Source organism: Xanthomonas vasicola, from assembly GCF_000772705.2.
Lineage (GTDB): Bacteria > Pseudomonadota > Gammaproteobacteria > Xanthomonadales > Xanthomonadaceae > Xanthomonas > Xanthomonas vasicola.
Genome location: NZ_JSBW02000047.1, coordinates 1 through 22,741 on the forward strand (window position 1 = coordinate 1; position 22,741 = coordinate 22,741).

Here is a 22,741-nt window from a genome sequence, read left to right on the forward strand (position 1 = left end):
CTGTGCCTGTAACCCAGGCAACACCCCGCAAACGGCCGAAACCGGCAAAAAATCGGCGATTTGAGCGCCCTCAGCGCGGCGGATGCGGTTGCTTCGTTTTCCGGTCGCGTTGATCAGACCATCCTTAGACGTAAGTTGGTACCTGTCAGTTAGAGGGTTTCGTCATATGCTGACGGTTATCTTGTTGACGACCTTGCTCACCGCTAGTCTAGTTGTCCTAAGCTATCGCACGTCATTTGTCGCTTTGTTTGAAATCGCTAAATATGTAGCCATCATCGGTGCTGTTTTGCATTTCGTCGTGGTTTCGATGCTGGTGGGGCTTATAGCGCACGCACTTATTGTCTGGAAGAAGCTGCGAGTAGAAGAAAAAAAAACCTATGAATTAAAACAGCTGCGTCAGGGCATCGTCAGTGCAGCCGGGGTGACGGCGTTGATGTTTCTTCTAGCAGTGGGAGCAGCGTGCGTCCCAGCAGTGATGAAGATAATCAGGGAAATCCCAGAGTTCGGTATGGTATTCGCTCTTATGATCATTGCCTTGCTGATACATGGCATCAACATCAACCGTACCTGTCGACGACTGGCCGACTCAGTCACGGCGGCGCAGCGTGCTGCACAACGCACGATGGCGGCATGAACGGGTATCTGAGGATCAAGATTGTCGGTTGGTTTTTTCTATTTCTCTTAGCAGGATGCAACCCCATGAATGCTTCCTCTGAAAGACACGACACCGACGCGACCACCACCGACGGCGATCCGATCTACCGCAAGAACCCGCATCCGACACAGGCGTACCGGATCACAATGACCATTGAGGATGCGCCCGGGCCGTTTGAGTGGGTGACGGGGACAGCGTTCTACGAAATGACCAACCACAAGCAATGCACGCCAATCGAGCCTATTGCAGGTGTCTGGAGCAAATCTAAAGAAGATGGAATACCCATCCGTTTTAAGAAAATCAACGAATCTACATATGTGGCGACGATCTACGCAGATGGAATGGTGGATTCGGACTACTACGGCAAGGGCGTCTGCCGATGGGAGCTAACTAGCGCAGATGTTTCGTTAAGAGCTACCGGCAAGCATGAAGAAACACGATTTCAGCCAGGGATTTATAAAGATAAATTACTTAGTGGCGAGCCGGTGGTGACATATTTCTGGTCTGGCGGATATCCGAAAGATGAAATGGATAACTATCCCGACTCTGGCCATTCGGACCCCACTCAGTTCAAGGAAAGTTTGCGCAACCAGTTGTTCAAAGTGACCCTGCTTTCCACCAAGGAAAAGCCATGACTCTGACTGCGCAAGAATATGCTGCATTGGCGAGCGATGTTTATGACGAGCCACGCGAAACTGGTGAAAATAGTCGAACGGTAGATATCGGTGGTGCTCCATACAAGCGGCTTGAATACGTTGATAGGCCTTCTGGCTATCAGGGCATGATCTACAGGAGGGTCGACACAGGCGAACTTGTTGTCGCCCATCGCGGCACCGAGTTTGAGCGGCAACTCCAGCAGGATGGTGTGTCCGCGGATGGCGGGATGGTCGCAGCACGTCACAACAACCAGTCAGACGATGCAATTGAATTGACCCGCCATGCACTGGAGACAGCTGAGCGACTAGGCAAGCGTGACGGGCACAAACCCGATGTCTTTGTCACCGGCCATTCCCTGGGTGGCAACCTAGCCCAGGTCACCGCCCACCACTTCGAACTCAGGGGCGAGACCTTCAACGCCTACGGCTCGGTGGGCCTGGATCGGCGGATCCCAGAGGGCGGCACCGACGTTATCAACCACGTGATGGCTGGCGATGCCGTCAGCGCTGCCAGCAAGCACTACGGCCAGGTCAAGGTGTACGCCACATCACAGGAGATTGCCACTCTGGAACAGGCTGGTTACGCCAATACAAGCAGTGTTCTCGATGCGCGCAATCCGTTTGTTGCCATCCCCCTGGGCGATTCGCACCGCATCCACAACTTCCTCCCAGGGGACGGCAACGGCAATCCAGATCGCTCGGTGTTGGAAGACCCTAAAGCGCAGCAGTTGGCGCAAAAGTATTCACCGATGATCCATAAGTACCGCGACGATATAGCGTCGATGCGCCTCGGTGCCACGCTCGGTACACGCAGCATGCAGGCAATGACCTTGGCCGATGGCATCGATCGGTTGCGCGGCACGCTCGCACCCGGCGCAGGGCGCGCGGACATTGCAGCGGCACGCTGGGAGGAGGTACAGCAGCGCATGCAGAGCGAGCATGCGCCGACATATATCCCGCCAGGCTGGAAGATACCTTTGGGCCCATCTGGCGGCGAAGTGGATTCACCGGCAGCGCCGCGTGGTCGGTTCGGTGAGCCTGTATCCGCATCGGTTCCCAACGATCCGCTTTATCAGGCCATCCACAGCAAGCTCCCCGCCGGCACCTCGCCGGCCGAGGCCATGCATGCCACGGTCGAAGCCAAGCGTGTGGGTATCCTGAGTGTCCATCAGCTGCAAAGCGTGACCGCGCATCAGGACGCTGTGTGGATCGTCGGTCAAACCCCGGGCTTCCGAGTCAAGGTGGACTTGTCCGAGGGAGTGCCTCCGTTGCAGGAGAGCATCCGCCAATCGCAGGCTCTAGACGCGCAACGCGCCCAGCCGGACATGACCCCGCCAGCGCGGGTGCTGTAAAAAATAGTTCATAGAGCACTATCACGTCAGACCTGATGAAATAGGCTGGCCGCCTCTTGCCGTAATCGGCTTCAAGCTCATGAGCCATGGCATAAATTGGTATCCACGATCACTTTATCAGTAACCATATTGCGGATCTGGACGAGACCGAGGTCTGTGTGTTAAAGAGGGCGATGTACTTCAGATGAATTAATTTATATTTAGGTCATGCATCTATGAGGCTTTGTGTTCTTTTGGTTTTTCCAACTTTATATCTTCCTATAACTGCTTGGGCTCAAGGCTGTCCGCCAGGGCAGTATCAAATTGGTGGGCAGGGAGCTATCGCATGTGCACCTATTCCCCAAGGAAGCTCTCAAGAGACTGCACCATCACCTCGGCCGCTGGGAAAATGGATCAAAACCTGGGGGGCTATTGCCATTGGATGGGTAGGCCCTATTCCTTATTATGGTGTGCCTGTAGGAAAGCTTTCCAAATCCGATGCTGAATCGGGTGCTCTAGAGCGCTGCGCCAAGAAAGGCCCTAAAAACTGCGCAATAAAGCTGACTTATTTTAATCAATGCAGCGCTATAGCCGAACCTCAAAAAGTCGAAAACTTGATACCTGGCGGTAGTACCACAGTTTTTGTCGGCAATGCCTCTTTAGAAGGTGCAGCCAATCAAGCAGCGGAAGAATGTAAAGCTAAAAACAAAAACTTTGACGTAGCATGCAAGGTCATTTACAACGCCTGCTCGAATCAATTATTTCAAAAATTTTAGGGCGGGCCGCCAAAAGTATAATCTGCCGCCTATGTAAGATTTTAAAACGTGAGGGCCATGAATAAACGTGGATTGTTTGTGGCGTTCCTGTGGTATGCCATAGCCCACTATCTCCAGCTAAGTATGCTGGCTGCTATGAATTTATACCTTATTACAACAACGCTCCATTTACCTCTTACACAGTCGGTGTTCCTACGGATTGCTGGATGCCTGTAAATCCTGCAACAGGTACTTAATTTGTAACCTATCCCAATTGCGTCAACCCCGGATCAGCACAGATGTTCGCACGCGGTTACCCAAAAGCGTTTCCAACAGGCATCCCTCAAAGCTGGCCCCGTACGCCTGACCACGTTCGCCGTTAGTTCAATAGAGCTCGTAGGAGCGATGTAATGGATAGCGTGTTTCCCTCCCCAAAAGCACATTGGTACCGGTCACCCAAGGGCGTCCGGCGTATGTTGACTATCTTGCTGATGTCGACCTTACTGACCGCAAGTTTGGTTGTCCTGGCCCATCGAACTACGTTCACGATCCTGCTGGAGATTGCACAGTATGCGGCCTTAATCTGTGCTTTGTTACACTTCGCTATAGTTGCAATGCTGCTGGGTCTCATTGCAGGCGCTCTGACAGTTTGGAGGAAGCTGCAAGCAGAGGGAAAACATACCGAAGAACTAAAACAGCTGCGCCAGGTTATTGTCAGTGCGACTGCAATGACGCTACTAATGCTCATGCTTGCAGTAGCAGCAGCTTGCATACCCTTTGTGATGGATATAATCAGGGATATTCCTGAGTTCGGTGTGGTCTTCGCGGTCATGCTCATTGCCTTGTTGATACATCGCGTCAACATTAACCGCATCTGTGGACGGCTGACAGACTCGATCACGGCCGCAAAGCGTGCTGCCCGACGCACGGTGGCGGCATGAAAAGGAAGCTGGGAATTAAAATTTCTAGCTCTCTTGTCTTGGTTTTCTTGGCAGGATGTAACCCCATGAATACTGGCTCTGAAAGACACGGTGCTGACGCGATCACCACCGACGGTGATCCGGTCTACCGCAAGAACCCGCATCCGACACAGGCGTACCGAATCACGATGACCATCGAGGATGCGCCGGGGCCCTTTGAGTGGATATCAGGAACTGCGTTCTATGAAATGACGAATCGCGATGCGTGCACACCCATCGATCGCTCACTGGGCATGTCGACAAAGCAGAAAGAAGATGGGATCCCCATCAATTTCGAAAAGGTCAACGACACCACATACGTGGCGAAGATTTATGCCGATGGCATGGTCGATGCGGATTATTACGGGAAAGGCACTTGTCACTGGGAACTAACCAGTGCGGATGTATCTTTAAAAGCGACGGGCAAGCATGAAGAAACCAGGTTCCAGCCTGGCTTGTATAAAGATAATATATTAAAATCAATTCCTGGGGTAACTTACTTCTGGAAAGGGCGCTACCCAAGGGAAGATATAGAGAATTTCCCGGATAGCGGCAGAGTCAGTGTTGACCAATTCAATGATAATGCTCGCGACAATATCTTCAAAGTCACCCTGACTGCTGAAAAGGTGGTCCCATGAGCCTCACAAGCCAACAATACGCAGCGCTTGCAAAAGATAGTTATGACAAGCCGCCTGAGACAGGTGAAAACAGTCGAACCGTCGTGATAGGTGATGTTTCATACAAGCGCCTTGAGTACATAGATAGTCCTTCTGGCTATCAAGGAATTATTTACCGAAGGATCGATACCAACGAGATCGTTGTCGCCCATCGCGGCACCGAGACTGAGCGTGAGCTCAAGCAGGATGGTGTCTACACCGATGGCGGCATGGTCGCAGCACGTCACAACCGCCAGGCTGCCGAAGCAACTGAGTTGACCAGACATGCGTTGGTCTATTCACAAAAAATCGGTAAGGACGGCAAAGCACCCGAAGTCACCGTCACCGGCCATTCCCTCGGCGGCAACCTGGCCCAGGTCACCGCCCACCACTTCGGCCTCAAGGGCGAGACGTTCAACGCCTACGGTGCGGTCAGCCTGGACCGGCGCATCCCCGAAGGCGGCACCGATGTGATCAATCACGTCATGGCCGGCGATGCGGTCAGTGCTGCGAGCAAGCACTACGGGCAGGTCAAGGTCTATGCCACGCCGCAGGAAATTGCCCTGCTGCAACAGGCCGGTTACGACAATATCCACAGCATCCTGGATGACCGCAACCCGCTTGTAGCTGTCGCACTGGGCGACTCGCACCGCATCCACAATTTCCTGCCCGTCGATGGCAACGGCAAGCCGGATCGCTCGGCTCTGGAAGACCCCCAGGCGCAGCAGTTGGCCAAGCAGTACGCGCCGATGATCGAAAAGTACCGCAACGATGTCTCCCTGATGCGCGGCGGCCTGACCCTCACCTCCCGCAGCCTCCAGTCGATGAATCTGGTCGACGGCATCGATCACTTGCGCGGCCCATTGGCTCCCGGTGCCGGCATGGCGGAGATGGCAGCGCAGCGGTGGGCAGAAACTCAGGAGCGCATGCAGCGTGAGGACAGGCAAGTCTATGTGCCGCCCGGCTGGAAGATGCCGCTGGGTCCGTCGCCGGAGCGCTGTGTCGATCCGGGCGCTGCTTCCGTCTCAAACGAGCCGCTGTATTGGGCCATCCACAGCAACCTGCCAGCAGGCACTTCCGATGCTGTGACGATGCACGCCATCGTCGAGGCCAAGCGCATGGGCATCGTGCATCCAGATCAATTGCAGAGCGTGACAGCGAATCAGGACGCGATCTGGATCCTCGGGCACACGCCCGGCTACCGGGTCAAGGTGGATCTGGCCGAGACCATTCCTCCCGTGCAGGAAAGCATCCGCCAGTCGCAAGCGCTGGATGCGCAGCGCTCGCCGCCAGACTTCACGCCATCGCCATCGCCATCGCCAACGCGAGTAATGTGATGCGATGAGTGCGCAGATGACAGCCATCACCGCCAACCAGATCACGCGGCGGCACAGTCATCGCGCTACGAGCGGGCTACAGCTGGCGGTGGATGACAACCTGGGCGACTTCGTTTTCTTTAAACTGGTCAACGACTACTTCAGCAACGAGATCCAGGCGTTCGGCCTGGAGTTGATGAGCCGCGCTATGCGGTGGGTCCGACGCCCAGCATGTTTGAGTGGTCTATCCGGTTGGAGTCAATTTCCTACCCTGGTGCCAAGGCTGCCAACAAGCCGCGTGCTGCATTGAAACGGTCGGCGCCTTCGGGCATCGGCAGTTTGATGCGCAGCTTGTCCGGGCCATCCATTGTGTAGATCTTCGGCTGTTTCTGGATCATCTGGATGATGGTCATCGGGTCGATCGCCGGCTTGGCCTCGAACACCAACCGCCCGCCGTTTTCGCCCAGATCCAGCTTGCGCACGCCCAACGCGTTGGCCTGCAGCTTGAGCTCGGCGATGGCGAACAGATGCTTGACCGGATCCGGCAGCAAGCCGAAGCGGTCGATCATCTCCACCTGCAATTCGCGTAGCGCTTCCGGATCGCGTGCGCTGGAAATGCGCTTGTACAAGGTCAGGCGCGTATGCACATCGGGCAAGTAATCCTCGGGAATCAGCGAGGCCACATGCAATTCGACGTCGGCGCCGCGCACTTCTTCGCCGGCATCCAGATCGGGCAACTTGCCCTGGCGGATGCTGCGCACCGCGCGTTCCAACAACTCGGTATAGAGGCTGAAACCGACCTCGGCCATCTGCCCGCTCTGGTCTTCGCCCAACAACTCACCGGAACCGCGGATCTCCAGATCGTGCGTGGCCAGGGTGAAGCCGGCGCCGAGCTCGTCCATGGAGGCGATCGCCTCCAGACGCTTTTCTGCATCGGAGGTCATCGAACGGCGGTCCGGCACTACAAGGTACGCATAGGCGCGGTGATGCGAGCGACCAACGCGGCCACGCAACTGATGCAACTGCGCCAAGCCAAAGCGGTCGGCGCGATTGATGATGATGGTGTTGGCGTTGGGAATGTCGATGCCCGATTCGATGATCGTGGTCGACAGCAACACGTTGAAGCGCTGCTTCTGGAAATCCAGCATCACCCGTTCCAGCTCACGCTCGGGCATCTGCCCATGCGCGATGCCGATGCGCGCTTCCGGCACCAGTTCCGACAGATCGCGCTGCATGCGCACGATGCTTTCGACATCGTTATGCAGGAAATACAGCTGACCACCGCGGCTGAGTTCGCGCTGGAAGGCTTCGCGCAGCAGCGTGTTGTCCCAGGCAGTAATAAAGGTCTGCACTGCCAGGCGGTTTGGCGGCGGGGTGGCAATGATCGATAGATCGCGCAGGCCGGCCATGGCCATATTGAGCGTGCGCGGAATCGGTGTGGCGGTGAGGGTGAGCAGATGCACGTTAGCGCGCATCGCCTTGAGCGCTTCTTTTTGCCGCACGCCGAAGCGCTGTTCTTCGTCGACGACGACCAAGCCGAGATCCTTGAACTTCACGTCCGGCTGCAGCAGGCGATGCGTGCCGATGATCACGTCGATATCGCCGCTGGCGACTTTCTCCAGCTCGGCCTTGATCTCCTTGGTGCTCTTGAAGCGCGAGAGCACTTCCACCTTTATCGGGTAATCGGCGAAACGGTCGCGGAAATTGCGGTAATGCTGTTCGGCCAGCAACGTGGTGGGCACCAGCACGGCGACCTGCTTGCCGGCACTGGCGGCGGCGAACGCTGCACGCACCGCCACTTCGGTCTTGCCGAAGCCGACATCGCCGCAAACCACGCGGTCCATCGGTTGGCTGCTGCCGAGGTCGCGCAGCGTTGCATCGATGGCGGCGAGCTGATCAGGCGTTTCTTCGAACGGGAAGCCGGCTGCGAAGGGTTCGTACATCGCACGGTCCACCTGCAATGCCAGGCCTGCACGTGCGCGTCGGCGCGCCTGGATTTCCAGCAATTCGGCAGCGACATCGCGGACCTTTTCGGCCGCCTTGCGCTTGGCCTTGGTCCATTGCTCACCGCCCAGCGAATGCAGCGGCGCAGTTTCGGCCGAGGCGCCCGAGTAGCGGCTGATCAGATGCAGCTGCGCCACCGGCACATACAGCCGGTCGCCCTTGGCGTATTCGATCTCCAGGAACTCGCCGGGCATGCCGCCGGCATCGAGCACGATCAGGCCGCGGTAACGGCCCACACCGTGGTCTTCATGCACGATCGGCGCGCCTTCTGACAGCTCGCCAAGATCGCGGATGATCGCTTCCGGCTCGCGTCCGACCCGGCGCGTGCGGCGCGGCTGGTTGGCCCGTTCCGGAAATAGCTGGCGCTCGGTGAGCAGCGCAATCTGCGGTTGATCCAGCGCAAAGCCATCTTCCAGCGGCGCCACGGTAATGCCGAAACGCAGCTTGCCCGCCAGGAATGCAGGCACGTCGGCGACTACCTCCGGCTTCAATTGCGCGGCGGCCAGCACTTCCATCAAGGCTTCGCGGCGGCCAGCCGAATCGGCAGCCACCAGCACGCGGCCCCGGTAATGGCTCAGGAAGGAGGCCAGCGCCTGGCCGGCAGGTGCGTCCTTCGCAGCCACCGGCAGCGGCGGCAACGGTTGGTCGCCGAGCGGGGCGGCTTCCTCAATGCGCGCATGATCGCTGGCCCACACTTCGATGCGCGCCAGCTTGTTGAGCCGCTCGCGCAGCGCGTCCGGCGATTGATACAACGCGTCCGGCGGCAGCAACGGGCGCTCGACATCGTGGCGGCGCTGTTCGTAGCGGTTCTGCGCTTGCGTCCAGAAGGTATCGGCGGCGTTGGACACGCCGGTGGCGATCACCGGCAATACGCGCTCGTCCAGATAATCGAACAGGGTTGCGGTCTTGGCGAAGAACATCGGCAGGTAATACTCGATGCCCGATGGCGCCAGCCCGGATTTGAGATCCTGATACAGCGCGCTGCGCCGGGTATCCACGTCGAAGCGTTCGCGCAGGCAGGCCAGCACGCGTTCGACGCTGGCATCGTCCATCGGCACTTCGCGGCCGGGCAGCATCTTGACCGCGTCCACTTTGTCCAGCGAGCGCTGCGATTCCGGGTCGAACACGCGAATGGAATCGATATCTTCATCCAGCAACTCGACTCGCAATGGCGTGTCTGCGCCCATCGGGAAGACGTCGAGCAGGCCGCCGCGCACCGCAAAATCGCCCGGGTCCATCACCTGCGGCACGTTGCGGTAGCCGGCACTTTCCAGACGGCGTTTTTCCGCATCCAGATCCAGCCGTTGGCCGACGGTGAGATCGAAACTGCCGCCGACGATGTAACTCAGTGGCGCCAGCTGCTGCAGCAAGGTCTGCACCGGCACGATCACCACGCCGCGGGTCAGGCCGGGCAGGCGGTGCAGGGCAGCCAGACGCTGGCTGATGATTTCCGGGTGCGGGCTGAACTGGTCGTAGGGCAGGGTTTCCCAATCGGGAAACGGCACCACCGACAGCGCGGCGTGTTCGCCGCCCAATGCATGCAGATCGGCTTCGATCTGGTGCGCGCTCTGGTTATCGCGTGCGATCACCAGCAGCGGGCCGGCATGCGCCTCGGCTGCCCGCGCGATCGACCACGCCAGCGCAGTCGGAGAGGACGGGGCGCGCCAGTAGGCGCGGAGCTGGCCGGATTTGGGCAGCGGCGGGGAGGGGAAGGTAGGCGACGGCATCAGCCCGCAATTTTATCAGAGCCCCTGCCTGGGCCGGTCCATCTGACGTGAAAGGCGGCGGGGCCGCGCAGGTTGACCTGGGGGGCGGCTGGCGTGACGTAAGCACGGAGCGAAGTCAGGACGTCCAAAGCCGGCGCGGGTCGATTGCGCGTTGCCCTCACCGCTCGCGGGACACGCCGTGAGCCGGTCCTTGGGGCTCGCTAGCGGCATCCGCCAGCGGTCCTGCAATCGGCGAGGACACCGCACCAGACAGTTGGCCGGTGGCCAAATGAGAGCGGCTCGTTGCACCTACTAATGCAGCATTTGCAGCGTGCCCTGCGATGGTGGGCGGGCAAGGACCGCAGCAAACACGTCAGCCAAGCCGCTTTTAGGAATCCCAAGTCCCGAATCACCAATCCCAGCAACTCAGGCATCCAGCTCCAGCACCATCCGCACCAGCTCCGGTGAATCCGGGTGCGCCTGCGGTTTGAAGCCCAGCGACTCGGCCAGCTGCAGCATCGGCAGGTTGCTCTGCAGGACATCGCCGAACAGGCAATCCAGATACTTGCGCCTTGCCCATTTGACCAACTTGCGCATCAGCTGCCGCCCCAGTCCCTGACCGGCGACGAAGCTGCTGACCAGGATGGTGTATTCGGCCTGGCGGGTGCCCGGTACCAACGCGGCGCGCGCTACCGCGCCTACCAACGCTTCACCTGGCGGCAGCTGCTCGGCGGCGACCAGCACGATCTCGCTCTTCGGGTTGGGGTGGGTCAGGCGCTGCACCATCTCCGGGGTGATTTCGGCGGAGGAGCGCACGAAGCGCGCGCGAATTTCTTCCGGTCCCAACAGGCTGAAAGCCCCCTGCAGCGGCGGACCATCCTCGGGACGGATCGGGCGGAGCAGAAGGGTGCGGCCATTGGGCAGACTGAAGTTTTCATGCCAGGGAGGCATGCGATTGCGAATGGCCATGACCGGTGTTCCTTAAAGATCGGAAGATTCTGGCACCAGCCCGGCGCGCAACCGTGAATGAATCCGATGTGCCGCCGGGGGCCGACAGGAGATGGCAGTGCTTCCCACGCAACTTTAACGAGCGTAGCCGTGAGCCGGTCGTGAGCGTGGGGCGGCGCAACGCCGCCAAGTGACTGGCCTGAGTCCTTGCTGGCCGGGAGGCCTGTGTAAGAGGAAGAGGGTGTCGTTCCCTGGGCACGTGCAGGAATGGAATCCTGCGTCCGTGGGTACAGCGCCCGCTTGCATACCTTGCGCCCCCCATGCCCGCGGTAACTCACAGGTGGGCTACACGGAGCGCGCGGCCTGTGTCACTGCACCGTTCACCGACAACGCCGCCGGACCGTGGCACCACAGCCGCAGCAACGGGCGCACTTCGGTATGCCGACTCAGCCGTCCTGGCGCAGCCACTCCAGCCGGGTCGAGGCGCCGGGCTCGCCGAGATGCTTTTTAAGGGCCGGCAACGCGGGCGCCAGCACCTGGTCGAACTGCCAGGGCGCATTGACGATCAGCAGCCCGCTACCGGTCAGGCGCAGCGGCGAGTCGTCCGGCCGCACCTGCAGCTCGGCCACCAGCACCGACTTGGCCGGCAGCGTGGCAGCTTTGCGCATGAACGGCTGCAGGCTGCGGCGCAGCTTGATCGGGTACCACACCATGCAGATCGCCTGCGGCCAGCGCGCCAGCGCCTCGCGCACGCTGTGGATGATCTGCTGGTATTCGGCATCCTGCGATTCGTAGGGCGGGTCGATCAGCACCAGCCCGCGGCCGATCTTGGTTTCGCCGGCACGCGGCGGCAGGAAGGCGCGGATCGCCGCATAGCCGTCGCCGGCATGCACGCGCACCCGGCTGTCCTTGGCGAACAAGCCCTTGAGCGCTTCGGCTTCGTCCGGCTGCAGTTCGCAGAACGCCATGCGGTCTTGCTCGCGCAGCGCCTGCGCGGTCAGCAGCGGTGAGCCGGGGTAGTAATTGAGCTGGATGCCGGCCGTGGTGCGCGTGGGCTTGTGACCGGGCGTGGCCGGGCGGGCGACGGACTGGTTGTCGGCCTGCACCGCGCGCAGGTAGCGCTCGATGACCTCGGGCAAGGTCGCTTCGGCCATTAGCCGCATCACGCCGGCATCGGCTTCGTTGGTCTTGCGGCTCTCTTCGCCACCGAGTTGGTAGCGCCCGCGCCCGGCGTGGGTATCGAGCACGAAGAACGGAGTGTCCTTGCGCTTGAGGGTGTCGATCAGGGCAAGCAGGGCGATGTGCTTGAGCACGTCGGCATGGTTGCCGGCATGGAAGGCATGGCGATAGTTCATCGCGGCAGTGTAGAGGCTGCGGCGCAGTTTGTTGCAGGCCATCGCGGGGTAAGCCGGCGCAGGCGCACCGTGGCGGCAGCGGGACGCTGCGCGATGTGGCAAGCGCGGTGCGGTCGCGCCTCGCGCCCTGCGCGGAACACCTCGGTCGGTAGGTGGTGCCCGCATGCCGTTATGCTGCGCGGCATGTCCGAGTCTCCTGCCCGCGTGCTCGTCGTCGAAGACGAAGCCGCCATTGCCGATACCGTGCTCTACGCGCTGCGCAGCGAGGGCTATGCGCCTGAGCACTGCCTGCTGGGCCGCGATGCGCTGGCGCGGCTGCGTGCCGACCCGGCCGATGTGGTGGTGCTCGATGTGGGCTTGCCGGACATCAATGGCTTTGAGGTGTGCCGCACGCTGCGCAGTTTCAGCGAGGTGCCGGTGATCTTTCTGACCGCGCGCAACGACGAGATCGACCGCGTGCTCGGGCTGGAGCTGGGCGCCGACGATTACATGGCCAAGCCGTTCTCGCCACGCGAACTGGTGGCGCGCGTGCGCGCACGCCTGCGTCGACGCAACGCGGGCGCGGTGGTCGAATCGGGCTGGCAGCCGCACGGCGTGTTTGCCATCGACCGCGACGGCAGCCGCATCCGCTATGGTGAGACCTTGCTGCCGCTGACCCGCTACGAATACGCGCTGCTGGCGGCGTTGCTGCAGCGCCCCGGCGCGATCCTGAGCCGTGCACAGCTGATGGACCGCGGCTGGGATGCCAGCGCCGACAGTGCCGACCGCACCGTGGACACCCACATCAAGACGCTCCGCGGCAAGTTGCGCCTGGCCGGCGTGCCGGCCGACCCCATCCGCACCCACCGTGGCCTTGGCTACGCGCTGGAGCTGTAGGCATGCGCCGGCACCTGTTTGGAGGGGCTGACAAAAGGACTGCGCAGCTGCCGGCCTGGCGCGGCAGTTGCTCGGACTCGGCATGTGCCACGCGCACATCGCAGTTCCTGTGTGGCGGCCTTATCCACCTGAAGACTTCCCGCTACGTGTTGTCAGCCGCTCTCAGTGATCTGAGCGAGGCCACGCGCTGACATGCGGCTGGGTCTCAAGCTGTTTCTGGGCTTTTTCCTGATCGTGGGTCTGGCCGCGTTCTTCGTGATGCGGGTGTTCGTCAACGAGGTCAAGCCAGGCGTGCGCCAGGCGATGGAATCCACGCTGGTGGATGCGGCCAATGTGCTGGCGGAAATGGCCAGTGGCGAGTTGGCTGCCGGCACGCTTGCCGATGGCCGTTTCGCGCGCAACGTGGCCAGGGCCCAGCAGCGCGACCCCAAGGCGTGGGTATGGCGTTTTCGCAAGAACACGGTGGATTACCGCGTGACCGTCACCGATGCGCGCGGCGTGGTGGTGTTCGATTCGCTGGGCCGCGACGTGGGTCGCGACAACTCGCGCTGGAACGATGTCTACCGCACGCTGCGCGGCGAATATGGCGCGCGTTCCAGCCCGGACATCGATGGCGACCCCACCGCCACGGTGATGCATGTGGCCGCGCCGATCTACGCACCGGACGACCCCGGCAAACTGATCGGCGTGCTGACCCTGGCGCAGCCCAATCGCAGCATCGACCCGTTTATCGAAGCCAGCCAGCGCAACATCCTGCAGCGCGGCGCGTGGTTGATCGGCATTTCTGCGTTGATCGGTATGTTGATGACCTGGTGGTTGATGCGCGGCATCGGCCGGCTCAATCGCTATGCGCAGGCGGTGAGCGCCGGCATCCCGGTGCCGCCACCCAAACCGCGTGGCGATGAAATCGGCGATCTGGGCCAGGCGCTGGAATCCATGCGCCGCAAGCTGGAAGGCAAGGCCTACGTGGAGCAATACGTGCAGTCGTTGACGCACGAAATGAAGAGCCCGCTGGCGGCGATTCGCGGTGCATCGGAGTTGCTGGCCGAGCCATTGCCCGAAGCCGATCGCCAGCATTTCGTGGCCAGTATTCGCGCGCAGGAACAGCGGCTCACTGAAACCATCGACAAGCTGCTGGCGCTGGCCGAAGTCGAGCAGCACGGCTGGCTGCAGACGCGCGAGCGCATTGGTATCAGTGGGCTGCTGCAGGCTGCTGCGGAGGCGGTATCGCTGCGCGCTGCGGCGGTGGGCGTGGCGGTGGAAGTGGATGCAAGTGCTGTGACCTCAGTCGACCACCACGTACTCGGCGATGGTTTTTTGTTGCGCCAGGCATTGATCAATCTGCTTGAGAACGCCCTCGCGTTCTCGCCGCAGGACAGCCGCGTGCGCCTGCATGCGCAGCTGCGCGATGGACGTTGGGAGTTGGCGATCGAAGACCGCGGCAGCGGCGTGCCGGATTACGCGATCGAGCGCGTTTTCGAGCGCTTCTATTCGCTGGCACGTCCGCAGACCGGGCAGCGCAGCTCCGGGCTCGGCCTGCCGTTCGTGCGCGAGGTTGCGCGCCTGCATCGCGGGGACGTGGTGCTGGGCAATCGTGATGGTGGCGGTGCGCGAGCGGTGTTGTGCCTGCCGATCGGCTGAGTCGCCTGGCAGGCAGTTGTCGTGGTTGGCTGGCGCCGGTGGCAGCCATGCGTTCAAGGTTGCGGCATGCGCCAGAGCACATGCCGCAACCGTTTCAATCGCCCCGCAAGGCGCGTGGTCGCTGGGTGTTAGTACACCACGTCGGCGCCGATCACATCCTTGGCGACCACCGACCAGGACAGCTTGGCAAAGCCCTTATTGCCCCATTCGGTACCCCAGCTGTTTTCCACGATCAGTCCTTCGCGGTCGTAGCCCAGCGCGATGACGGCATGCCCGCCCAGAATTGGCGTCGTGATGTCGTAATCGACCTGATTTTTAGGTGTCAGTTCTTCAAAGCCCTGGCGCACATAGAAGCCGATCGCCACCGGCGTGGAAGAGGCAAGGGCGAGCTTGATCTGTTCGATCAAGGCGCGTCCCCCGTTTCCGTCGCCCGAAAACAGCACGGTGTAGTGGCGATACGGCGTCGGGTTCCTGGCAGCGTTGGCACGGTCGGCGGCAGTTGGCTGGTGTTTCCAGTCGTAGTTGCCCCACGAATAGTGCTGCTCGGTGTCGATGCCCTGCGCCAGCGCGATCTCCAGCGGCGCTTCCAGGGTGGAGCCTTCATCCACGCCGCCGTTGACCTGGCTGTACAGGTACATCGGCGCAAAGCGCGTCTGGGCCTGTTTGTTGGCGTTGGCATACCAACCGGTCAGGGTGTGAGCGGCCGCCCACGACGCGCATGATCCGACCCGGCCCTGGTCGCCCGGCGTGATCGCCCACGCGGTCAAGTCGACACTGGCAGGCAGCGGCTCGCTAACGCTTTCGGTACCGAACAGCGGGGTGACCGGCTGCTTCAATGACGACGGTTTCAGGCCCATTCCGTGCACTGCAGCCTGTGCGGCGGCAGTGGTCAGGCTCAAGGTGGCGAGCAGGCAAAGGGCAAGCGAACGTTGCGTGTTCATGCAGGGCAGACTCCAGGCGATAGAGGAATGCAGTCGTGCGCAGTTCTACAACCCCAGCCGAGCAGGTACGCAGCCGCGATGGCGCTGAGGCAGCACACGTGGCTAAACGTCATTGAAGAACGGCGGAACGGGAAATCTGCACTCACATAAGCAGGGGTGGTCGAGGACTGCGCAACTGCCCATGCATCGTTACGCCTGGCGACGCTGCGTGTGGCGAAGATGCGAAGCGATGCCGACCGAATGGAAGTCTGTTTTGGGCATGTATTGCACTTTTGGAATCTGACACCTGCATTTACTCGTTGCGTCACAGTGCCGTCCGGCAGGCACGCGATGCACCCACTTCACGTTCGCTTCAAATTCGCCTCAAACGCCCGCCACCGGCGCATCGCACGCTGGCCACCTCCCAAGATGAGGATGGCCGATGAAATCCCTGAAACTGTTATTGCGCTTCGCCACCGTCGGCGGGCTGATCCTGCTGTTGCTGATTCCCTTATTGCTGATCCGTGGCGCGGTGCAGGACCGCGCGCGCTACCGCGACGAGGCGGTTGAGCGGGTGGCGCAGAGCAAGGCCGGCGAGCAGCAGTTCATCGCGCCGGTGCGGGTGCTGCCGTATACCGAAGACGTGCAGGTCACCGAGCCGGACGAGCAGGGCAACCAGCGCAAGGTCTGGCGCAAGCGCGAAGGTACGCTGCTGCAAACGCCGCGTCGCCTGAAACTCAGCGGCGAAATGGTGCCCTCGGTGCGCGAGGTGGGCTTGTACCGCGTGCAGGTGTATTCCTGGAAGGCCACCTTGCATGCCGAATACGACCCCTTCGACTACGCGGCTGCGCCGACCCGTGTGTATGGCCAGCCGTATCTGGCAATCGGTATTTCCGACGTGCGCGGCTTGGTCGGCACGCCGCGCTTGCAGGTCGATGGCCGCGCGCTGGCGCTGGAGAGCGGCGCAGGCGCACTGGCCGACCGTTCGGCGGGCATCCATGCCCAATTGGGTCCGCTGGCCGACCCGCTCGCCGGCCGGCTGCAGGACGGCAACGTGGTGGACATGCAGTTCGTGCTGGACGGCACGCGCCGGCTGGCCATCGCGCCGATCGCCGACAACAACGACATCGCCCTGCGCTCGGACTGGCAGCACCCGTCCTTCGGTGGCCGCTTCCTGCCGAATGCGCCGAGCATCGGGCCGAAGGGCTTCGATGCGAGCTGGTCGCTGTCGTCGCTGGCCACCGGTGCGCAGACCCAGTTGCAGTCCAGCCATGCGGCGCTGGATACGCTGGAAGTGCGCCTGGTCGACCCGGTGGACGTGTATACCCAGGCCGACCACGCCAGCAAGTACGGCATCTTGTTCGTGGTGCTGACCTTCGTGGCCTTCGTGCTGTTCGAGCTGATCAAGCGCCTGCCCATCCATCCGTTGCAGTACCTGCTGGTGGGCCTGGCGCTGGCGATCTTCTTCCTGCTGCTGCTCAGCCTTTCCGAGCACATCGCGTTCTGGCAGGCCTATCTGGTGTCGGCGGCGGCGTGTATCGGCCTGCAGTTCTTCTATCTGTCCGGCGTGTTGCGCAGTTGGGTCCGTGCGGCTGGCTTCTCGGTGATGCTCACCGCCTTGTACGCGGTGCTTTACAGCCTGTTGATCTCCGAGGACAACGCGCTGCTGATGGGATCGTTGCTGCTGTTCGGCATCCTGGCCAGCATCATGTGGGTCACCCGCAAGCTCGATTGGTACGAGCTTGGCAATAGCCTGCGCTGAGCCCGGCATGCTGACGCAGGCACACTTGCACCGGCGCGCGCAGCGTTTGCTGCCCGCCGGTATCGACACGGTGGCGCTGCTTCCCGCAGCGCTGCCGCACGTTTGGGAGAGCTCGGCGCTGTCGGCCTTGCCGCTGAACCGCGACAGGCGCCGCGGGGTGGTGGGCCTGCAGCTGCACGCACGCACCGCGCAGCAACTGCGCAGCAGCGGGCATGCGTTCTTGCAGGCGGCAGCGCAGCAGCACACCCACACCGGCAACGCCCGGGCACCCAGCTATGGGCTGTGGCAACGGCTGAGCAGTGGCAGCTACTGGGCACGCAGCACCGATGCGCTACTTGGGGTACTGCTGGCCACCGACGAAGCGGCGGTGTGGTTGCTGTGGCAACAACCGCAGACCCGCGTTTGGAACCATGGTCATTGGCTGCGTTGAAGCATCGCATTGCAGCCACGCCTTGCTGGCTTACCATGGCGGCATGGCTGGCTCCTCGTTAATGGTGCAAACGGTGCGCGGCACGCAGGTGCTGCCGCATCTGGATGCGGTGGCGCAGCTGCGCATCAGCGTGTTCGGCGCATGGCCGTATCTGTACCAAGGCGATGCCGCGTACGAGCGCGACTATCTGGCGGCCTACGCGGCATCGCCGGACAGCGTCTTCGTGCTGGCGCGCGATGGCGATGCGGTGATCGGTGCATCGACCGGTTTGCCGCTGCTCGATGACAGCGACGCGTTCCACGCACCGTTCCGTGCGGCAGGCATCGATCCGGCCGGCGTGTTCTATTTCGGCGAATCGGTGCTGCTGCCGGCGTATCGCGGGCAGGGTATCGGTCATGCATTTTTCGACCGGCGCGAAGCGCATGCACGCGCGTTGGGCCGCTTTGCATTGACCGCGTTCTGTTCGGTGGAACGCGCGCCCGACGACCCGCGCCAACCAGCCGATTACCGCCCCAACGATGCGTTCTGGCGCAAACGTGGCTACGCCCCGCAGCCGGGCATGCGCGTGCACCTGCAATGGGCGGAGTTGCAACATGGCCAGATCGACCACAGCTTGGCTGTGTGGACACGTGCGTTGTCGCAGTGAGTGCGGCCAGCGCCCAATAGCCACCGACAAGCATCACGAGCGGTCTGCAAGGTCGCTGCACAATGCGTTGGCGAGCTGGTCTGATTGCTTCGCCGCTTCGATCCACACCCCAAAGGCCACCAGATGAAAATTGCCGTTGCCAAATACCCCATCGGCAAGCCAGTCGACTTCGCCGCGTTTGCGGCGCGCCAGTCGGCTCTGATCGCCGAAGCCGCCGCTGCCGGTGCGCGGGTGGTGGTGCTGCCCGAATATCTGTCGCTGGAACTGGGCGCAACGTTCGACACGCAGATTTCTGCCGGCCTGCCCGAATCGCTGGCGGCCATCCAGGCGCTGCGCGCGCCGTGGCTGGAACTGTTTGCCGGCCTGGCGCGGGAACATCGGCTGCACCTGATTGCCGGCAGTTTTCTGCTGGATCTGGGGCAGGGCCGCTACCGCAATCGCAGCGACTGGTTCACCCCGGAGGGCCTGCACGGCTGGCAGGACAAGCTGCAGCTCACCGGCTTCGAAAAGGCCACCGGGCTGATCGAGCCGGGCGAGGAACTGAAGGTGTTCGAACTGGACGGCATTCGCGCCGCGATCGCGATCTGCTACGACAGCGAGTTCCCGCTGCCGGTGCGTGCGCAATACGAGGCCGGTGCACGGTTGTTGATCGTGCCCAGCTGCACCGACACCGCCGCCGGCGCCATGCGCGTGCGCATCGGCTGCCTGGCGCGCGCGCTGGAAAACCGCGTGTTCGTCGCGCAATCGGTGACCGCAGGCCAAGCGCCGTGGAGCCCGGCGTTGGACATCAATACCGGCGAGGCGGCGGTGTTTGCGCCGATGGATGTCGGCTTCCCCGCCGACGGCGTGCTGGCGCAGACCCAGGGCGAGACGGTGTGGGCACTGGCCGAGTTGGACTTCGCTGCGTTCGAGGCCAGCCGCGCGCAGGCGCAGGTGGCCAACGACCGCGATTGGCCGGGGCAGTTGGCGGCCGATGTCACGCGTGCCAAGCTGGCTGCGTTCGGTTGATTCATCACCCACAGGTTCCCAATGGCCAAGAAAACCCTGATTCCGCATAGCGTCCGGCTCGAATTCGCGCCCGGCGCGCTGGTGCACAGCAATCTGTCCGGCGCCGCCTTCACCGACGATTGGCTGTGGGTGGCCGGCGATGAAGCCTGCGCGGTGGATCGGCTGCGCAAGCTCGATCCGGTACAGCGGCAGACGCTGCGCTTCGGCGAAGGGCAGAGTTTTCCGTTGGCGGACCTGCTGGATCTGCCGGGCGAAGACGGCGAGGAAGCCGACCTGGAAGGCATGGGCCTGTCGGACGGATTCTTGTGGGTCGTCGGTTCGCACGGCAGCAAGCGCAAGAACGCCAAGCGCGGACGCGACGACGCCGAAAACGCCAAGCGCCTGACCAAGTTGAAGCTCGATGGCAACCGCCGCTTGCTTGCCTGCCTGCCGATCGAGCAGGCGCAAGACGGCAGCCCGCAGCTGGTACGCGAAGCCGCCGACGGCCGCCGCGCACTTCGCCTCAAGGGCGATGCCAAGCGCAACCAACTCACCGACCTGCTGGCCGACGACCCGCATTTCGGCCTGTTCCTGAAGATTCCCGGCAAGGACAACGGCTTCGATATCGAAGGCATCGTGGTCGATGGCCAGCGCTTGCTGCTGGGCCTGCGCGGTCCGGTGCTGCGTGGCTGGTCGGCGATGCTGGAGATCCAGGTGGAAGCGCATGGCGACCATCTGCGCCTGGCACCGCTGGACGAAGACGGCACCCTGCTGCGCAAGCACTTCCTGCAACTGGGCGGGCTGGGCATTCGCGACCTGCATTATTCCGGCGACGATCTGTACCTGCTTGCCGGGCCGACAATGGTGCTGAATGGCGAGATTCGCCTGTTCAAATGGCCGGATGCGCGCACCGTGCTGGCCGCCAACCGCGCACCGGTGCGCTTCCAGCACGACCTGCTGGAAGCGGCAGTGCTGCCGCATGGCAAGGACTGCGACCGCGCCGAGGCCATCTGCAACCTGCCCAGGCACCTGGCCGGCAAGATTCCCACCTGGCTGGTGCTGTACGACGCGCCGGGCACGGCCCGCAGCGACGGCGAGTGCGTGGTGTACGGCGACCTGCTGCGCAACCGCTGAGCCACGGGCCGGGCAGGGCCACGTCGCGCAAGGTAAAATCGGCCGACTCCCGTCCGCCGAGCGCTCCATGACCTGCCGCACCCGTTTTGCCCCCAGCCCCACCGGTTACCTGCACATCGGCGGCGCGCGCACCGCGCTGTATTGCTGGCTGGAGGCACGTCACCGCGGCGGGCAGTTCGTGCTGCGCATTGAAGACACCGACCGCGAGCGCAGCACCCAGGCGGCCATCGACGCCATCCTGGAAGCGATGGAATGGCTAGGCCTGAATTACGACGAAGGCCCGATCTACCAAACCCAGCGCATTGCCCGCTATCAAGAGGTTGCCGAGCAGTTGCTGGCGCAGGGCAAGGCGTATTACGCCTATGAAACCCGCGAAGAGCTCGACGCCATGCGCGAGGCCGCCATGGCCAAGCAGGAGAAGCCGCGCTACAACGGCGCTGCCCGCGAGCAGAACCTGCCGTATCGCGACGATCCCAATCGCGTCATCCGCTTCAAGAATCCCATCGGCGGTACGGTGGTGTTCGACGACCTGATCAAGGGGCGTATCGAGATCGCCAACAGCGAGCTCGACGACATGGTGATCTTTCGCCCGGACGGCTTCCCTACCTACAACTTTGCGGTGGTGGTGGACGACTGGGACATGGGCATCACCGAGGTGATCCGCGGCGACGACCACATCAATAACACGCCGCGCCAGATCAATATCTACGAAGCGTTGGGCGCCCCGGTGCCCAAGTTCGCGCATATGCCGATGATCCTGGACGAGCAGGGCGCCAAGCTGTCCAAGCGCACTGGCGCGGCCGACGTCATGCAGTACAAGGACGCCGGCTATCTGCCGCACGCATTGATCAATTACCTGGCACGCCTGGGCTGGTCGCATGGCGACCAGGAGCTGTTCACGCCGCAGGAATTGCTGGACCTGTTCGACGTCAAAGACGTCAATTCCAAGGCAGCGCGGCTGGACATGGCCAAGCTCGCCTGGGTCAATCAGCATTATCTGAAGACCGACGACCCGGCCAGCATCGCTCCGCAGCTGGAATATCAGCTCGTCAAGCTCGGTGTGGATCTTGCCGCCGGCCCGGCTGCTGCCGACGTGGTGGTGGCATTGCGCGAGCGCGTGCACACGTTGAAGGAAATGGCCGAAAAAGCCGTGGTCTGGTATCAGCCGCTGGAAACCTACGACGAAGCGGCGGTGATGAAGCACCTCAAGCTGGGTGCCGAGGTGCCGCTGGGCAAGGCGCGCGAGCTGTTGGCTGCAGTGGACCAGTGGAGCGTGGAGAGCGTCTCGGCCGCGCTGCACGATGCAGCCGCCGCGCTGGAATTGGGCATGGGCAAGGTTGCCCAGCCGCTGCGCGTGGCCATCACCGGCACGCAGGTCAGCCCGGACATTTCGCAAACGGTGTACCTGGCCGGACGCGAGGGTGCCTTGAAACGCATCGATGCGGCACTCATCAAGATTGGAGCGGCCTGACGCCGGAGCCTGTATGACCAAGCACACCCACGCACCAGACCTCGCCTGCACCGCACCGCATCACCACGTCGACGACGCCAACGGCTTCGTGCGCGCGGTGGAGCGTGCCTGCAGCGAACGCGGCCTTCGCCTGACGCCCATCCGCGCCAACGTGCTGCGGCTGATCGCCGACGCCGGCAAACCGGTCAAGGCCTATGAACTGCTGGACTGGGTGCGCGAAGGCAAGGGCGTCGGCGCCGACGCACCTCCCACGGTGTACCGCGCGCTGGATTTCCTGATGGCAAATGGGTTCGTGCACAAGCTCGAATCGGTCAACGCCTTCGTCGCCTGCCACCACCCCAACAGCGCCCAGCACTCGGTGCCGTTCCTGATCTGCGACCGCTGCCATAGCGCGGTGGAACTGGAAGACCGCGACGTCGTGTCGCAACTGGAAGCCCGCGCCAAGGCGCTGGGGTTCCAGCCGCAGGCCCAGACACTGGAAGTGCATGGTTTGTGTGCTAAGTGCGCGGTGGCGGAGTAATCAGTCGCAAGGT

General features: G+C 62.2%; 20 protein-coding genes, 1 other RNA gene and 1 pseudogene. 18 read left to right on the forward strand and 4 right to left on the reverse strand.

Features of this window, described 5'->3' with window-relative positions; genetic code table 11:
- Positions 1-166 precede the first annotated feature (166 nt).
- The 8 genes and pseudogenes from NX05_RS12435 to NX05_RS12465 form a co-directional block, all read left to right on the forward strand.
- Positions 167-634, forward strand: coding sequence for a hypothetical protein (locus NX05_RS12435; protein ID WP_230597619.1), 468 nt, complete (start codon positions 167-169; stop codon positions 632-634).
- Complete coding sequence (locus tag NX05_RS12440; RefSeq protein ID WP_039436286.1) at positions 631-1,290, forward strand: hypothetical protein; 660 nt, start codon at positions 631-633, stop codon at positions 1,288-1,290. Before NX05_RS12435 ends, NX05_RS12440 begins: the two co-directional genes overlap by 4 nt.
- Positions 1,287-2,663, forward strand: coding sequence for a Tle-like phospholipase domain-containing protein (locus tag NX05_RS12445; protein WP_039436284.1), 1,377 nt, complete (start codon positions 1,287-1,289; stop codon positions 2,661-2,663). The genes NX05_RS12440 and NX05_RS12445 overlap by 4 nt, the downstream gene beginning before the upstream one ends.
- Before the next feature lie 215 nt (positions 2,664-2,878).
- Entirely contained in the window at positions 2,879-3,418 is a 540-nt protein-coding gene (locus NX05_RS22505) for a DUF4189 domain-containing protein (protein WP_080764514.1), read from the forward strand.
- A gap of 389 nt (positions 3,419-3,807) precedes the next feature.
- Positions 3,808-4,338 carry a hypothetical protein gene (locus NX05_RS12450; RefSeq protein ID WP_039436282.1) on the forward strand — a complete coding sequence of 177 codons (531 nt, stop codon included), beginning with the start codon at positions 3,808-3,810 and terminating at the stop codon, positions 4,336-4,338.
- Positions 4,335-4,994 (forward strand): hypothetical protein, encoded by a 660-nt coding sequence (locus NX05_RS12455; protein ID WP_039436278.1) that lies wholly within the window; start codon positions 4,335-4,337, stop codon positions 4,992-4,994. The genes NX05_RS12450 and NX05_RS12455 overlap by 4 nt, the downstream gene beginning before the upstream one ends.
- Complete coding sequence (locus tag NX05_RS12460; RefSeq protein WP_053012859.1) at positions 4,991-6,349, forward strand: Tle-like phospholipase domain-containing protein; 1,359 nt, start codon at positions 4,991-4,993, stop codon at positions 6,347-6,349. Before NX05_RS12455 ends, NX05_RS12460 begins: the two co-directional genes overlap by 4 nt.
- 16 nt (positions 6,350-6,365) lie before the next feature.
- Positions 6,366-6,548 (forward strand): annotated as a pseudogene (locus NX05_RS12465) (type IV secretion system protein); the annotation flags it as partial.
- 46 nt (positions 6,549-6,594) lie between these two features.
- Here the strand turns inward: NX05_RS12465 and mfd are convergent.
- The 3 genes from mfd to NX05_RS12480 all read right to left on the reverse strand — a co-directional run bounded on the left by mfd (position 6,595) and on the right by NX05_RS12480 (position 12,341).
- Positions 6,595-10,059: a transcription-repair coupling factor gene (mfd, locus tag NX05_RS12470; RefSeq protein ID WP_039436214.1), complete on the reverse strand. Its 3,465-nt coding sequence runs from the start codon at positions 10,057-10,059 to the stop codon at positions 6,595-6,597.
- 405 nt (positions 10,060-10,464) lie between these two features.
- Positions 10,465-11,007, reverse strand: coding sequence for a GNAT family N-acetyltransferase (locus NX05_RS12475; RefSeq protein WP_010369530.1), 543 nt, complete (start codon positions 11,005-11,007; stop codon positions 10,465-10,467).
- Between the two features lie 425 nt (positions 11,008-11,432).
- Positions 11,433-12,341 carry a 23S rRNA (adenine(2030)-N(6))-methyltransferase RlmJ gene (locus NX05_RS12480; protein WP_039436456.1) on the reverse strand — a complete coding sequence of 303 codons (909 nt, stop codon included), beginning with the start codon at positions 12,339-12,341 and terminating at the stop codon, positions 11,433-11,435.
- Positions 12,342-12,512: 171 nt separating this feature from the next.
- Here NX05_RS12480 and creB point away from each other — a divergent pair, with 171 nt between their 5' ends.
- From creB to creC, 3 genes are all read left to right on the forward strand, one after another.
- On the forward strand, positions 12,513-13,217 hold the full coding sequence (gene creB / locus NX05_RS12485; protein ID WP_172645754.1) for a two-component system response regulator CreB: 705 nt from the start codon (positions 12,513-12,515) through the stop codon (positions 13,215-13,217).
- 82 nt (positions 13,218-13,299) lie between these two features.
- A non-coding RNA gene (locus NX05_RS22510) (sX9 sRNA) lies at positions 13,300-13,375 on the forward strand.
- 34 nt (positions 13,376-13,409) lie between these two features.
- Positions 13,410-14,858, forward strand: a complete 1,449-nt coding sequence (gene creC / locus NX05_RS12490) for a two-component system sensor histidine kinase CreC (protein ID WP_039436210.1) — start codon at positions 13,410-13,412, stop codon at positions 14,856-14,858.
- 128 nt (positions 14,859-14,986) lie between these two features.
- On the opposite strand, the gene NX05_RS12495 is transcribed toward creC, so the two are convergent.
- Positions 14,987-15,799 (reverse strand): C1 family peptidase, encoded by an 813-nt coding sequence (locus NX05_RS12495; protein WP_039436207.1) that lies wholly within the window; start codon positions 15,797-15,799, stop codon positions 14,987-14,989.
- A gap of 421 nt (positions 15,800-16,220) precedes the next feature.
- On the opposite strand from NX05_RS12495, the gene creD reads away from it, so the two are divergent.
- From creD to NX05_RS12530, 7 genes are all read left to right on the forward strand, one after another.
- Positions 16,221-17,540, forward strand: a complete 1,320-nt coding sequence (creD, locus tag NX05_RS12500; protein WP_039436205.1) for a cell envelope integrity protein CreD — start codon at positions 16,221-16,223, stop codon at positions 17,538-17,540.
- A gap of 7 nt (positions 17,541-17,547) precedes the next feature.
- Positions 17,548-17,970, forward strand: a complete 423-nt coding sequence (locus NX05_RS12505) for a hypothetical protein (RefSeq protein WP_039436203.1) — start codon at positions 17,548-17,550, stop codon at positions 17,968-17,970.
- A 43-nt stretch (positions 17,971-18,013) separates the two neighbouring features.
- A complete protein-coding gene (locus NX05_RS12510) occupies positions 18,014-18,616 on the forward strand; it encodes a GNAT family N-acetyltransferase (protein ID WP_039436452.1) in 603 nt (200 codons plus the stop codon).
- Positions 18,617-18,739: 123 nt separating this feature from the next.
- Entirely contained in the window at positions 18,740-19,624 is an 885-nt protein-coding gene (locus NX05_RS12515) for a carbon-nitrogen hydrolase family protein (protein ID WP_039436200.1), read from the forward strand.
- 21 nt (positions 19,625-19,645) lie between these two features.
- Entirely contained in the window at positions 19,646-20,737 is a 1,092-nt protein-coding gene (locus tag NX05_RS12520; RefSeq protein WP_039436197.1) for a DUF3616 domain-containing protein, read from the forward strand.
- Positions 20,738-20,804: 67 nt separating this feature from the next.
- Positions 20,805-22,208: a glutamate--tRNA ligase gene (gene gltX / locus NX05_RS12525; RefSeq protein WP_039436193.1), complete on the forward strand. Its 1,404-nt coding sequence runs from the start codon at positions 20,805-20,807 to the stop codon at positions 22,206-22,208.
- A gap of 13 nt (positions 22,209-22,221) precedes the next feature.
- Positions 22,222-22,728 carry a transcriptional repressor gene (locus NX05_RS12530; protein WP_005912830.1) on the forward strand — a complete coding sequence of 169 codons (507 nt, stop codon included), beginning with the start codon at positions 22,222-22,224 and terminating at the stop codon, positions 22,726-22,728.
- Positions 22,729-22,741: the final 13 nt, after the last annotated feature.

Bases quoted from the DNA above. Each gene is read 5' to 3' on its own strand.
- NX05_RS12435 (WP_230597619.1), top strand. From the start codon at position 167: ATGCTGACGGTTATCTTGTTGACGACCTTGCTCACCGCTAGTCTAGTT.
- NX05_RS12440 (WP_039436286.1), top strand. From the start codon at position 631: ATGAACGGGTATCTGAGGATCAAGATTGTCGGTTGGTTTTTTCTATTT.
- NX05_RS12445 (WP_039436284.1), top strand. From the start codon at position 1,287: ATGACTCTGACTGCGCAAGAATATGCTGCATTGGCGAGCGATGTTTAT.
- NX05_RS22505 (WP_080764514.1), top strand. From the start codon at position 2,879: ATGAGGCTTTGTGTTCTTTTGGTTTTTCCAACTTTATATCTTCCTATA.
- NX05_RS12450 (WP_039436282.1), top strand. From the start codon at position 3,808: ATGGATAGCGTGTTTCCCTCCCCAAAAGCACATTGGTACCGGTCACCC.
- NX05_RS12455 (WP_039436278.1), top strand. From the start codon at position 4,335: ATGAAAAGGAAGCTGGGAATTAAAATTTCTAGCTCTCTTGTCTTGGTT.
- NX05_RS12460 (WP_053012859.1), top strand. From the start codon at position 4,991: ATGAGCCTCACAAGCCAACAATACGCAGCGCTTGCAAAAGATAGTTAT.
- mfd (WP_039436214.1), bottom strand. From the start codon at position 10,059: ATGCCGTCGCCTACCTTCCCCTCCCCGCCGCTGCCCAAATCCGGCCAG.
- NX05_RS12475 (WP_010369530.1), bottom strand. From the start codon at position 11,007: ATGGCCATTCGCAATCGCATGCCTCCCTGGCATGAAAACTTCAGTCTG.
- NX05_RS12480 (WP_039436456.1), bottom strand. From the start codon at position 12,341: ATGAACTATCGCCATGCCTTCCATGCCGGCAACCATGCCGACGTGCTC.
- creB (WP_172645754.1), top strand. From the start codon at position 12,513: ATGCTGCGCGGCATGTCCGAGTCTCCTGCCCGCGTGCTCGTCGTCGAA.
- creC (WP_039436210.1), top strand. From the start codon at position 13,410: ATGCGGCTGGGTCTCAAGCTGTTTCTGGGCTTTTTCCTGATCGTGGGT.
- NX05_RS12495 (WP_039436207.1), bottom strand. From the start codon at position 15,799: ATGAACACGCAACGTTCGCTTGCCCTTTGCCTGCTCGCCACCTTGAGC.
- creD (WP_039436205.1), top strand. From the start codon at position 16,221: ATGAAATCCCTGAAACTGTTATTGCGCTTCGCCACCGTCGGCGGGCTG.
- NX05_RS12505 (WP_039436203.1), top strand. From the start codon at position 17,548: ATGCTGACGCAGGCACACTTGCACCGGCGCGCGCAGCGTTTGCTGCCC.
- NX05_RS12510 (WP_039436452.1), top strand. From the start codon at position 18,014: ATGGCTGGCTCCTCGTTAATGGTGCAAACGGTGCGCGGCACGCAGGTG.
- NX05_RS12515 (WP_039436200.1), top strand. From the start codon at position 18,740: ATGAAAATTGCCGTTGCCAAATACCCCATCGGCAAGCCAGTCGACTTC.
- NX05_RS12520 (WP_039436197.1), top strand. From the start codon at position 19,646: ATGGCCAAGAAAACCCTGATTCCGCATAGCGTCCGGCTCGAATTCGCG.
- gltX (WP_039436193.1), top strand. From the start codon at position 20,805: ATGACCTGCCGCACCCGTTTTGCCCCCAGCCCCACCGGTTACCTGCAC.
- NX05_RS12530 (WP_005912830.1), top strand. From the start codon at position 22,222: ATGACCAAGCACACCCACGCACCAGACCTCGCCTGCACCGCACCGCAT.